Raw genomic sequence first — 12,365 nt, forward strand, 5'->3', positions numbered from 1 at the left:
ACTAAAGTTTCACGAGTTGCCCCAAGCGGATGGTCGAAAGGCCGGATGCGCGGGACGCGCCCGAATCTTGAGAACTCAACAGCGTGCTTTTTTAAAGTCAGTGAAGTAATGACAATTTTTGTCTCGTGCCTGGCTGGATGGTCTGCCTTTTGTGGGTGGGTTGTTTGGTTGGGTGGAGATTCCTTTGATGAATGATGATTGATCCAGTTTTTGGATTCTTTGTCAGGATTTGAACTCTTGATCACCCTTTTTGGGGGTGGTTGATATTTTTCAACGGAGAGTTTGATCCTGGCTCAGGACGAACGCTGGCGGCGTGCTTAACACATGCAAGTCGAGCGGTAAGGCCCTTCGGGGTACACGAGCGGCGAACGGGTGAGTAACACGTGAGTAACCTGCCCTGAACTTTGGGATAACAGTTGGAAACAGCTGCTAATACCGGATATGAGCCCCTGTCGCATGGTGGGGGTTGGAAAGCTCCGGCGGTTTGGGATGGACTCGCGGCCTATCAGCTTGTTGGTGAGGTAGTGGCTCACCAAGGCTTCGACGGGTAGCCGGCCTGAGAGGGCGACCGGCCACACTGGGACTGAGATACGGCCCAGACTCCTACGGGAGGCAGCAGTGGGGAATATTGCACAATGGACGGAAGTCTGATGCAGCAACGCCGCGTGCGGGATGACGGCCTTCGGGTTGTAAACCGCTTTCACCTATGACGAAGCGCAAGTGACGGTAGTAGGAGAAGAAGCACCGGCCAACTACGTGCCAGCAGCCGCGGTGATACGTAGGGTGCGAGCGTTGTCCGGAATTATTGGGCGTAAAGAGCTTGTAGGCGGTTTGTTGCGTCGGAAGTGAAAACTCAGGGCTCAACCCTGAGCGTGCTTTCGATACGGGCAGACTTGAGGGATGCAGGGGAGAATGGAATTCCTGGTGGAGCGGTGGAATGCGCAGATATCAGGAGGAACACCGGTGGCGAAGGCGGTTCTCTGGGCATTTCCTGACGCTGAGAAGCGAAAGCGTGGGGAGCAAACAGGCTTAGATACCCTGGTAGTCCACGCCGTAAACGGTGGGTACTAGGTGTGGGGGACTTCCACGTTCTCCGTGCCGCAGCTAACGCATTAAGTACCCCGCCTGGGGAGTACGGCCGCAAGGCTAAAACTCAAAGGAATTGACGGGGCCCCGCACAAGCGGCGGAGCATGTTCATTAATTCGATGCAACGCGAAGAACCTTACCTGGGTTTGACATATACCGGAAACATCTGGAGACAGGTGCCCCTTTTTGGTCGGTATACAGGTGGTGCATGGCTGTCGTCAGCTCGTGTCGTGAGATGTTGGGTTAAGTCCCGCAACGAGCGCAACCCTCGTCCATTGTTGCCAGCGGGTAATGCCGGGGACTCAATGGAGACCGCCGGGGCCAACTCGGAGGAAGGTGGGGATGAGGTCAAGTCATCATGCCCCTTATGTCCAGGGCTTGAAACATGCTACAATGGCAGGTACAAAGGGCTGCGATACCGCAAGGTTGAGCGAATCCCAAAAAGCCTGTCTCAGTTCGGATTGGGGTCTGCAACTCGACCCCATGAAGTCGGAGTCGCTAGTAATCGCAGATCAGCAACGCTGCGGTGAATACGTTCCCGGGGCTTGTACACACCGCCCGTCAAGTCATGAAAGTCGGCAACACCCGAAGCCGGTGGCCCAACCCTTGTGGGGGGAGCCGTCGAAGGTGGGGCTGGTAATTAGGACTAAGTCGTAACAAGGTAGCCGTACCGGAAGGTGCGGCTGGATCACCTCCTTTCTAAGGAGCCTTTTGGCTGATGCTGCCCTGGTGGTGGTGTTGGTCCATTTGTTGGTGCTGGGGCGAGTGTCCCTGGGCTGGCAAGGCTGTTTGGTGGATCACTGGCAAGTCTGCTGCTCATGGTGGCGCCGGCAAGTACAGCTTCTGCACGGTTGTGTGGGGGAGTGGAACGTGGGTGTTGGTGTGGGTGGCGGGTGTGGAGCACGCTGTTGGGTTTTGAGGGGTCGGTCGCTGTTGCGGCGTGATTTCCTTGCGGACCGGTGGGTCTGCTGCCCTTGGTGGGTGGTGGGTTTCCGGGCTCGCCCGTATTTTGAGAACTGCACAGTGGACGCGAGCATCTTTGTAGATATATTTTTTGACAAGCTACTAAGTGCGATCGGTGGATGCCTAGGCACCAAGAGCCGATGAAGGACGTTGTAACCTGCGATAAGCCCTGGGGAGCTGGTAAACGAGCTTTGATCCTGGGATTTCCGAATAGGGAAACCTTGAAATACCGGAGTCATGTCCGGCAACCTCTGCCTGAATATATAGGGCAGTTGGAGGGAACGTGGGGAAGTGAAACATCTCAGTACCCACAGGAAAAGAAAACAACCGTGATTCCGTGAGTAGTGGCGAGCGAAAGCGGAAGAGGCCAAACCGTATGTGTGTGATAGCTGACAGGCGTTGCATGTGCGGGGTTGTGGGAGCATTTGGTCGGGGCTGTTGACCCGGCGGCGAGTAAGAAATGAATGGTGAAGTTGAACTACCTGGGAAGGTAGAGCGTAGAGGGTAAGACTCCTGTAGACGTAAGCTGTTCACTCGTGAGTGTTATCCCAAGTAACGCGGAACTCTTGAAATTCCGCGTGAATCTGGCGGGACCACCCGTTAAGCCTAAATACTCCTTGGTGACCGATAGCGGACAAGTACCGTGAGGGAAAGGTGAAAAGTACCCCGGGAGGGGAGTGAAATAGTACCTGAAACCGATCGCATACAATCCGTCGGAGCCCTGCGGGGTGACGGCGTGCCTTTTGAAGAATGAGCCTGCGAGTTAGTGGTATGTGGCGAGGTTAACCCGTGTGGGGGAGCCGTAGCGAAAGCAAGTCCGAACAGGGCGTTGAGTCGCATGCTCTAGACCCGAAGCGTAGTGATCTATCCATGGCCAGGGTGAAGCGACGGTAAGACGTCGTGGAGGCCCGAACCCACTTGGGTTGAAAACCGAGGGGATGAGCTGTGGATAGGGGTGAAAGGCCAATCAAACTACGTGATAGCTGGTTCTCCCCGAAATGCATATAGGTGCAGCGTTGCGTGTTTCTTGTCGGAGGTAGAGCACTGGATGGTCTAGGGGGCCCAACAGCTTACCGAAATCAACCAAACTCCGAATGCCGGCAAGTGAGAGCGCAGCAGTGAGACTGTGGGGGATAAGCTTCATAGTCGAGAGGGAAACAGCCCAGATCATCAGCTAAGGCCCCTAAGCGATAACTAAGTGGAAAAGGATGTGGAGTTGCGGAGACAACCAGGAGGTTGGCTTGGAAGCAGCCACCCTTGAAAGAGTGCGTAATAGCTCACTGGTCAAGTGATTCTGCGCCGACAATTTAGCGGGGCTCAAGTTATCCGCCGAAGCTATGGCATTCACGCGTGTACTTGGCCTTTGTGGTCCAGGTGTGTGGATGGGTAGGGGAGCGTCGTGTGCGCGGTGAAGCGGCGGGGTGACCCAGTCGTGGAGTGCACACGAGTGAGAATGCAGGCATGAGTAGCGAATGACGGGTGAGAAACCCGTCCGCCGAATATCCAAGGGTTCCAGGGTCAAGCTAATCTGCCCTGGGTGAGTCGGGACCTAAGGCGAGGCCGACAGGCGTAGTCGATGGACAACGGGTTGATATTCCCGTACCGGCGAAGTACGGCCCATGCTGAATCAGGTGATGCTAAGCACGGAAGGTGGTTGAGGTCTTCGGATCGATGCCACTGACTCTGCGATCCGAACTTGTAGTAGGCAAGCTGCGGAGGGACGCAGGAAGGTAGCCCATCCCGGTGACTGGTATGCCGGGACAAGCGTGTAGGGCGAGGGGTAGGTAAATCCGCTCCTCATGTGCCTGAGACGTGACGTCGTGATTGGAATTCGTTTCCAAGAGTGGGTGATCCTATGCTGCCTAGAAAAGCTTCGTGAGCGACGTATGAGCCGCCCGTACCCCAAACCGACACAGGTGGATAGGTAGAGAATACCAAGGCGATCGAGATAATCGTGGTGAAGGAACTCGGCAAAATACCCCCGTAACTTCGGGATAAGGGGGACCGGATGGGTGTAGGGATTGACTCCTGAAGCCTTGAAGGTCGCAGAGACCAGGCCCAAGCGACTGTTTACTAAAAACACAGGTCCGTGCCAAGTCGAAAGACGATGTATACGGACTGACTCCTGCCCGGTGCTGGAAGGTTAACGGGAAGTGTCAGCTTACGCGAAGCACTGAACTTAAGCCCCAGTAAACGGCGGTGGTAACTATAACCATCCTAAGGTAGCGAAATTCCTTGTCGGGTAAGTTCCGACCTGCACGAATGGAGTAACGACTTGGGCGCTGTCTCCACCACGAACTCGGCGAAATTGCATTACGAGTAAAGATGCTCGTTACGCGCAGCAGGACGGAAAGACCCCGGGACCTTTACTACAGTTTGGTATTGGTGTTCGGTGCGACTTGTGTAGGATAGGTGGGAGACTGTGAAGCAGCCACGCCAGTGGTTGGGGAGTCAACGTTGAAATACCACTCTGGTCGCTCTGGATATCTAACTTAGGTCCATTATCTGGATCAGGGACAGTGCCTGATGGGTAGTTTGACTGGGGCGGTCGCCTCCCAAAAGGTAACGGAGGCGCCCAAAGGTTCCCTCAGCCTGGTTGGTAATCAGGTGGCGAGTGTAAGTGCACAAGGGAGCTTGACTGTGAGAGAGACATCTCGAGCAGGGACGAAAGTCGGGACTAGTGATCTGGCGGTGGCTTGTGGAAGCGCCGTCACTCAACGGATAAAAGGTACCCCGGGGATAACAGGCTGATCTTGCCCGAGCGCTCACAGCGACGGCATGGTTTGGCACCTCGATGTCGGCTCGTCGCATCCTGGGGCTGGAGTCGGTCCCAAGGGTTGGGCTGTTCGCCCATTAAAGCGGCACGCGAGCTGGGTTTAGAACGTCGTGAGACAGTTCGGTCCCTATCCGCTGCGCGCGTAGGAATCTTGAGAAGAGCTGTCCTTAGTACGAGAGGACCGGGACGGACTAACCTCTGGTGTGCCAGTTGTTCTGCCAAGAGCACGGCTGGTTGGCTACGTTGGGAAGTGATAACCGCTGAAAGCATCTAAGCGGGAAGCACGCTTCAAGATGAGGGTTCCCACAGATTTAATCTGGTAAGGCCCCCGGCAGACCACCGGGTGATAGGTCGGATGTGGAAGTGCTGCAAGGCATGGAGCTGACCGATACTAATAGGCCGAGGGCTTGTCTCATATCTTCTACAAAGATGCTACGCGTCCACTGTGTGGTTCCCGAGATACGGTCGGGAACCAGTTACAACATGCATATGGTTGTCTGGTGCCTGGAGCATCTCCTTGATGTTTCGGTGGCCATGGCGAAAGGGAAACACCCGGTTCCATTCCGAACCCGGAAGTTAAGCCTTTCAGCGCCGATGGTACTGCAGGGGGGACCCTGTGGGAGAGTAGGACGCCGCCGGACTTACACACCCCCCTGACCTTCGGGTCAGGGGGGTGTACTCATTTCAGGGGTGTTTGCCTGCCGATGGGTGCGTTTGCCCTCGTTGGGTGTGTTTGCCCTTGTTGCAACGGCGGCAGCTGCACGTTCGGGAGGCAAAGGCGATCTGCGGGCTGGGTCGCCAGGGGCGGTTCGTCCGAGGTTGCGGGTCGTCCTGGGCGGTTGGTCGTCCTGGGCGGTTGGTCGTCCTGGGCGGTTGGTCGTTCTGGGGCGGCGGCCGGCGTGATGGCTCGGCGTTGCTCCTGCGGCGGGTGTGCGCGAATCGTATTTGCCCTTGTTCGGTGTGTTTGCCCTTGTTGCAACGGCGGCAGATGCACGTTCGGGCGGCAAAGGCGATCTGCGGGCTGGGTCGCCAGGGGCGGTTCGTCCGAGGTTGGGGGTCGTCGTGGGCGGTTGGTCGTCCTGAGCGGGTGGCCGTTCTGGGGCGGCGGCCGGCGTGATGGCTCGTCGTGGCTCCAGCGGCGGGTGTGCGCAAGGCCTCCAGGGATCGCTCTGCGGGGAACAACGGCTGTTCTTTTGCCCGCGGTCGGACGACTGCGAGAAGATGGTCCTCATGAGTGACTCCCAGCCCGATCAGCCCCGCGAGGGTTCCCGTCGTCCCTGGGGCGACCGCACATCCTCCGGGCCCGGACGATCCGGTGGCTCACGGGGAGGAGCCGGCGGCTCCCGCGGTGGAAGCGCCGGCGGTCGATCGGGTTCGTCGGGGTTCAACGGCGGTCAGCGGCGCCCCTATGGTCGGGATGATCGTGGCCGTGACGATCGTGGCCGTGACGATCGGAGTGGCTCGGGCGAGCGTCGTCCGTTCAATCGGGACGATCGGGGTGGCTCGGGCGAGCGTCGTCCGTTCAATCGGGACGATCGGGGTGGCTCGGTCGAGCGTCGCCCGTTCAATCGCGACGATCGGGGTGGCTCGGTCGAGCGTCGCCCCTTCAATCGGGACGATCGGGGTGGCTCGGGCGAGCGTCGTCCCTTCAACCGTGACGATCGTGGCGGCCGGGATGACCGTCGTCCGTTCAATCGGGACGATCGGGGTGGCTCGGGCGAGCGTCGCCCCTTCAATCGGGACGATCGGGGTGGCTCGGGCGAGCGTCGTCCCTACAACCGTGACGACCGTGACAGCCGTGGCCGCGATGACCGTCGCCCCTACAACCGTGATGACCGTGACAGCCGTGGCCGGGATGACCGTCGTCCGTTCAACCGCGACGGCGACTCTCGCTCCGGTGGGGACCGGGACGATCGCCGCTCCGGGATGGGCGCCCGTCGTCCGTCGTTCAACGGACCCCGCACGCACGACCGCAACCCCAACCAGCGTCGCGGTCGCGGCGAGGACGAACTGACGCGCGAGCAGGTGCGTGAGCAGGAGCGGGCGATTCGTCCGGGCCTGTCGAAGCGAGCGGACGAACCGCCGGTGCCCGAGGACCACGATCCGAAGTTGCTGCCCCGGCAGGTGCGGGCCGAGCTGCGCGGCCTTCCCCAGGATCTCGCGAAGATCGTCGGCGCCCACCTGCAGGCGGCCGGCGAGCTGATCGACACCGATCCCGAGCTGGCCCTGGCCCACGCCCACGCGGCGCGCCGCCGCGCCGCTCGGCTCCCCATCGTGCGCGAAGCCACCGCCGAGGTCGCCTACGCCGCCGGCGACTGGTCGACGGCGCTGACCGAGTACCGAGCCCTGCACCGCATGACCGGATCCGACGAGTTCCTGCCCGTGCTGGCCGACTGCGAGCGCGCCTTGGGCCGCCCGCGCGAAGCGCTCAACCTCGCCAGAAAGGCCGCCTCGGCCAAGCTCGACGCCGACAGCTGGCTCGAGATGGTGATGGTCGAGGCCGGCGCGCGCGATGATCTCGACCAGCGGGCCGAGGGCATCCGGGTGCTGCGGCAGGCGATCGGTTCGCGTCGTGGCAGCAAGCTGACCCAGGCTCGCCTGCGATTCGCCCTGGCCGATCTCTACGAGAAGGACGGCCACACCGCCGAAGCCATCGAGCTGCTCGGCCAGGCCGAACGCCTCGACACCGACAACGAGCTCGAGGTCGGCGATCGCCTGCGCGAGTTGGGGGCGTCCAGTGCGCGGCGCGACGACGGCATCGATGTGGTGGCGTTCGACGACTCCGAGGACGAGCCCAACGAGGTTGAGCCCGACACCGAGGACAGCGACACCGAAGCCGAGCTCGACGACACCGAGGACAGCGACACCGAAGCCGAGCTCGACGACACCGAGGACGACGACACCGAGGACGACGACACCGAGGACGACGACACCGAGGACACTGACGGCTCGGACCGCGAGAGCGACAACGAGCAGTGACCGACCCCGTGACCCTGATCGATGGATACGACGCGGCCCTGTTCGACCTCGACGGAGTCATCTACCTGGGCCCGCAGGCCGTCCCGGGGGCGGCCGAGGGTGTCGCCGCCCTGCGTGACCGCGGAGTCCGCATCGGGTTCGTGACCAACAACGCCGCCCGCTCGCCGCAGCACGTGGTCGACCACCTGCAGGAACTCGGCGTCGAAGCCCGGCTCGATGACGTCGTCACGAGCGCACAGGCCGTCGCCCGGTTGATGGCCGACGACCTGGCTGCCGGGTCGTCCGTGCTGGTGGTGGGCACCCAGGCGCTGGCCGACGAGGTCGCCGCCGTCGGGCTCACCGTGACCGACGACTGGCGCACCCAGCCCGCCGCGGTGGTGCAGGGCTACGACCCGACCATGACCCAGGCACGGCTGGACGCTGCCTGCTTCGCCATCCAGCGGGGGGCCCGCTGGTATGCCAGCAACACCGACGCCACCCGCCCCACCGATCTGGGGCTGGTGCCGGGCGCCGGTTCGCAGATCGCGGTCGTCCGGGCCGCCGTCGACACCGATCCGGTGGTCGCCGGCAAGCCCTGCACCCCCCTCATGCACGAGACGGTGACCCGGCTGGGGGCGCATCGTCCGATCTTCGTCGGCGACCGCCTCGACACCGACATCGAGGGCGCGAACGCCGGGGGCATCGACTCGCTGTTCGTGTTCACCGGGGCCCACGGCAAGGCCGACCTCGCGGCAGCGGACGAACGCCACCGCCCCACCCACCTCGGGCACGACCTGCGCGCCCTGCTCGAGGCGCCACGCCCGCTCACCGGCTCCGACGAGTCCGTCACCTGCGGACGAGCAACGGCCTTGCTGGTGGACGGTCGCGTGCGACTCGACGCGCCCGGATCGACCCTCGATGAGCAGTTGGACGCCCTGTGGGCCACCCTGTCCCTCGTCTGGCGAGGGGCCGACGGCAGCGACGCACTCGAGCGTCTGGACCTGGTGCCATGACCCCCGAGCCCAACACACCACCGGTCACCGGCAACCGCCTGATCGACGCCGCCCTGGCCGAGTTCGGCTCGCTCGACGACCACCCGCCGGCCGAGCACCACGACCAGCTCGCGCAGGTGCACGAGGTGTTGGCGTCGGTGCTGGAGCAGTCCCGTGGGGGAGTTCAGACGCCGATCCCGGGCCTGCGTCCCGGTTCATGAGAATCGACCAGCTGATCGCCGCCCGCGGGCTTGCCCGCAGCCGATCGGCCGCGCAACACCTGATCCGCGCCGGCCGGGTGAGCCTGAACGGCCAGCCGGTCACCCGTCCGGGTGTCGAGGTGCCCGACGACGTCACCGACCTGGTGGTCGACACCGACCCCTGGGTGGGCCGAGCCGCGCACAAACTGATCGGTGCCCTCGACGAGTTCGGGGTCACCCCCGGGCCGGTGGTGCTCGACGCTGGCGCCTCCACCGGCGGCTTCACCCAGGTCTGTCTGGCCCGCGGGGCTGAGCGCGTGCACGCCGTCGATGTCGGCCACGGTCAACTGGCCGACGAGGTGCGTCGCGACCCCCGGGTCGTGGTGCGCGAGGGGTTCAACCTGCGCGACCTTCGCCCCGACACCCTCGGCGAACCGGTCGACCTGGTGGTCTGCGACGTCAGCTTCATCAGCGTCACCCTGCTCGCCGAACCGTTGCTCTCGGTGCTGCACCCGGGCGGGCAGGCGCTGGTGCTGGTCAAACCGCAGTTCGAGGTGGGCAGGCGAGGCCTCGACCACCGCGGTGTGGTCAAGGATCCGCGGGCGGCCGCCGATGCCGTCGCCCAGGTCGGCGACCTCGTCCGCTCGCTCGGGTGGCGTGTGAGCGACCCGTTTGCCAGCCCGCTCACGGGTGAGAACGGCAATCAGGAGTTCTGGCTAAGGTGGAGCCACGACTCCCACTCGAGCGGCGAGGAGACAACGTGACGCAGCGCACGCTGGTGGTGATGGTGCACCCGACCCATCCGGACGCGCCCACCATGGCCGCCGAGTTCATCGAGGCCACCCATGCCGGCGACGTCGACGTCTGGGTGCCCGCCGATCACCTCGGGATTCTGCTCGACTCGCTGTCGGATGAGGCCCGTGCGCGCCTCGCCGACCGACCCGAGCCCGACGAGGCCGAGGTCGTCGTCGTGTTCGGGGGCGACGGGACGATCCTCCGCGCCGGCGAGTGGGCCCTGCCCCGCCACGTGCCGCTGCTGGGAGTCAACCTGGGGCATGTGGGCTTCCTGGCCGAACTCGAACCCTCGGACGTCACCTCGCTGGCCCAGCAGGTGGTCGAGCGGCACTACGAGGTCGAGGAGCGTGTCACCCTGCAGGTGACCGTCTTCGGGGAGGACGACCGCGAGCTGTGGCAGTCCTTCGCCGTCAACGAGGTCTCGCTCGAGAAGGCCTCCCGCGAGCGCATGGTCGAGGTGCTGGCCACCATCGACGGTCGCCGGCTCTCCCAATGGGGCTGCGACGGCGTGCTCGTCAGCACTCCCACCGGATCGACTGCCTATGCCTTCTCGGCCGGGGGGCCGGTGATGTGGCCCGACGTGGAGGCGCTGATCGTGGTGCCGCTCTCGGCCCACGCCCTGTTCGCCCGGCCCCTGGTGATCAGCCCGCGCGCACACGTCGACCTCACCTTGATGCCCCAACTCAACTCGACGGCGGTCGTCTGGTGCGACGGGCGCCGCTCCGCCGACATCGCGCCGGGCAACCGCGTCGCGGTGGTGCGCGGCCCCGATGACCTGTTGATCGCCCGCCTCTCGGAACAGCCCTTCGCCGACCGACTCGTGCGCAAGTTCGGGCTACGGGTCGAGGGCTGGCGCAACATGAAGGACGCCCCCATCGAGACCTCATCGGACGCCGACTGATGTTGCGCGAGCTGCACCTGAGCGCGCTGGGGGTGATCGACGACGCCACCCTCGAGCTCGCCCCGGGACTGACCGCTCTCACCGGTGAGACCGGCGCCGGCAAGACCATGGTCACCACCGGGCTCGGCCTGCTGCTGGGTGGTCGCGGCGACGCGGGGCTGGTGCGTCGGGGGTCGCCGCGCGCCGTGGTCGAGGGCCGCTTCGTGCCCGGCGACACACTCGACGCGGCCCGACTCGACGAGGTCGGCGCCGAGCTCGACGGGGATGAACTGCTGGTGGCCCGCCAGATCACCGAGCAGGGACGATCCCGGGCCTTCCTCGGCGGCGCCCAGTCAACGGTGGCCGCGTTGGCGGAGGTGACCGCGGAGCTCGCCACCATTCACGGCCAGTCGGAACAGGTCAGGCTCGGCTCGTCCGACCGGCAACGCGAGGTACTCGACCGGGCCTGCGGTGGCGACCACCTGCGCGCCCTCGCCGAGCACCAGCGCCTGTTCGCCGAGCGACGGGCCCTGCAGACCGAACTCACCGAACTCACCACCCACGCCCAGGAGCGGGCCCGCGAGGCCGACCTGTTGCGATTCGGGCTCGACGAGATCGAACAGGTGGCGCCGCAAGCGGGGGAGGATGTGGCGCTGGCCGCCCAGTTCCAGCGGCTGCAGGCCACTGACGACCTGCGTGCCCTCGCCCACCGGGTGCAGCTGGCGCTGTCGGGTGACGAGTACTCCGACGACCAACCGGCGGCCGTCGCGCTGACCGGTGAGGCCCGCAAGGGTCTCGCCCAGTTGGCCGATCTCGACCCGGCGGCCGCCGACCTGTTCGCCCGCGGCGTCGAGGTGGCCGGTGCGCTCAACGAGTTGGCCGCCGACGTCTCGGGCTATCTGGCCGACCTGCAGGCCGACCCCGCCGAACTGGAACGCGTCGTCGCGCGCCAGGCCGACCTGGCCCGGCTGACCCGCAAGTACGGCTCGACGGTCGACGAGGTGATCGAGTGGTCGCGCCAGCAGGCGATCCGACTGCTCGGGCTCGAGGACTCCGACGGTCGCGCGGCCGAGCTCACCGAGCGGATTGCCACCCTCACCGACCAGTTGGACGAACGGGCCGCCCGCCTCACGGCCGCCCGCCGCGCACGGGCCACCACCCTCGCCGACCTCGTGCAGACCGAGCTGGCGGCCCTGGCCATGCCGCACGCCCGACTCTGCTTCGAGATCATCGAGACCGCCGACCTGCACGCCCACGGCCGCGACCAGGTGCAGCTGACCTTCTCGGCCAACCCCGGGTCGGCCCTCGCTCCGCTCGCCAGAACGGCCTCGGGCGGTGAACTCTCCCGCGTGCGGCTGGCCCTCGAGGTGGTGCTGGCCTCGGACGAGGCCGGCCACACCTTCGTCTTCGACGAGGTCGACGCGGGCGTCGGTGGCGCCGTGGGGCTCGAGATCGGACGACGACTCGCAGCCCTCGCCACCCGCTCACAGGTCGTCGTCGTCACCCATCTGGCGCAGGTGGCAGCCTTCGCTGACCGACACCTGGTGGTGCGCAAGGCCTCGGACGGTCAGGTGACCAGCTCCGACGTTGCCGAGGTCACCGGCGACCAGCGCCTGCGCGAACTGGCCCGCATGATGGGTGGTCTCGAGGAGGCCTCCTCGGCCCTGGCCCACGCCCGCGACCTGCTGGCCGAGGCCGCACGCTGACATTGCCC

7 protein-coding genes and 3 rRNA genes are annotated in these 12,365 nt (G+C 64.3%); 9 read left to right on the plus strand and 1 reads right to left on the minus strand.

All coding sequences use genetic code 11. The features are described from left to right. Positions 1–245 (minus strand): hypothetical protein (locus ACSDQ9_RS00005; RefSeq protein WP_435142350.1); only part of this gene is annotated, 245 nt, incomplete at its 3' end. 25 nt (positions 246–270) lie between these two features. Between ACSDQ9_RS00005 and ACSDQ9_RS00010 the strand changes: the two genes are divergently transcribed. From ACSDQ9_RS00010 to recN, 9 genes are all read left to right on the plus strand, one after another. Continuing rightward, positions 271–1,786 (plus strand): 16S ribosomal RNA (locus tag ACSDQ9_RS00010). A 356-nt stretch (positions 1,787–2,142) separates the two neighbouring features. Continuing rightward, positions 2,143–5,241: ribosomal RNA gene (locus ACSDQ9_RS00015) — 23S ribosomal RNA — on the plus strand. Between the two features lie 109 nt (positions 5,242–5,350). After that, positions 5,351–5,467 (plus strand): 5S ribosomal RNA (rrf, locus tag ACSDQ9_RS00020). Together the 16S, 23S and 5S rRNA genes form the textbook arrangement of a ribosomal RNA operon. 589 nt (positions 5,468–6,056) lie before the next feature. Beyond that, entirely contained in the window at positions 6,057–7,805 is a 1,749-nt protein-coding gene (locus ACSDQ9_RS00025) for a tetratricopeptide repeat protein (protein ID WP_435142351.1), read from the plus strand. Next, positions 7,802–8,797, plus strand: coding sequence for an HAD-IIA family hydrolase (locus ACSDQ9_RS00030; protein WP_435142353.1), 996 nt, complete (start codon positions 7,802–7,804; stop codon positions 8,795–8,797). Before ACSDQ9_RS00025 ends, ACSDQ9_RS00030 begins: the two co-directional genes overlap by 4 nt. Next, positions 8,794–8,997, plus strand: coding sequence for a hypothetical protein (locus tag ACSDQ9_RS00035; protein WP_435142354.1), 204 nt, complete (start codon positions 8,794–8,796; stop codon positions 8,995–8,997). Before ACSDQ9_RS00030 ends, ACSDQ9_RS00035 begins: the two co-directional genes overlap by 4 nt. Beyond that, positions 8,994–9,740, plus strand: a complete 747-nt coding sequence (locus ACSDQ9_RS00040; protein ID WP_435142355.1) for a TlyA family RNA methyltransferase — start codon at positions 8,994–8,996, stop codon at positions 9,738–9,740. The genes ACSDQ9_RS00035 and ACSDQ9_RS00040 overlap by 4 nt, the downstream gene beginning before the upstream one ends. 20 nt (positions 9,741–9,760) lie before the next feature. Then, entirely contained in the window at positions 9,761–10,672 is a 912-nt protein-coding gene (locus ACSDQ9_RS00045; RefSeq protein WP_435142754.1) for an NAD kinase, read from the plus strand. Then, complete coding sequence (gene recN, locus ACSDQ9_RS00050) at positions 10,672–12,357, plus strand: DNA repair protein RecN (protein WP_435142357.1); 1,686 nt, start codon at positions 10,672–10,674, stop codon at positions 12,355–12,357. Before ACSDQ9_RS00045 ends, recN begins: the two co-directional genes overlap by 1 nt. Positions 12,358–12,365: the final 8 nt, after the last annotated feature.

The organism is Aestuariimicrobium soli (assembly GCF_051192575.1).
In the GTDB taxonomy this organism is placed as follows: Bacteria; Actinomycetota; Actinomycetes; order Propionibacteriales; family Propionibacteriaceae; genus Aestuariimicrobium; species Aestuariimicrobium soli.

Excerpts from the sequence above, each read along its gene's own strand:
- ACSDQ9_RS00025 (WP_435142351.1), top strand. The coding sequence starts at position 6,057 with ATGAGTGACTCCCAGCCCGATCAGCCCCGCGAGGGTTCCCGTCGTCCC.
- ACSDQ9_RS00035 (WP_435142354.1), top strand. The coding sequence starts at position 8,794 with ATGACCCCCGAGCCCAACACACCACCGGTCACCGGCAACCGCCTGATC.
- ACSDQ9_RS00040 (WP_435142355.1), top strand. The coding sequence starts at position 8,994 with ATGAGAATCGACCAGCTGATCGCCGCCCGCGGGCTTGCCCGCAGCCGA.
- ACSDQ9_RS00045 (WP_435142754.1), top strand. The coding sequence starts at position 9,761 with ATGGTGCACCCGACCCATCCGGACGCGCCCACCATGGCCGCCGAGTTC.
- recN (WP_435142357.1), top strand. The coding sequence starts at position 10,672 with ATGTTGCGCGAGCTGCACCTGAGCGCGCTGGGGGTGATCGACGACGCC.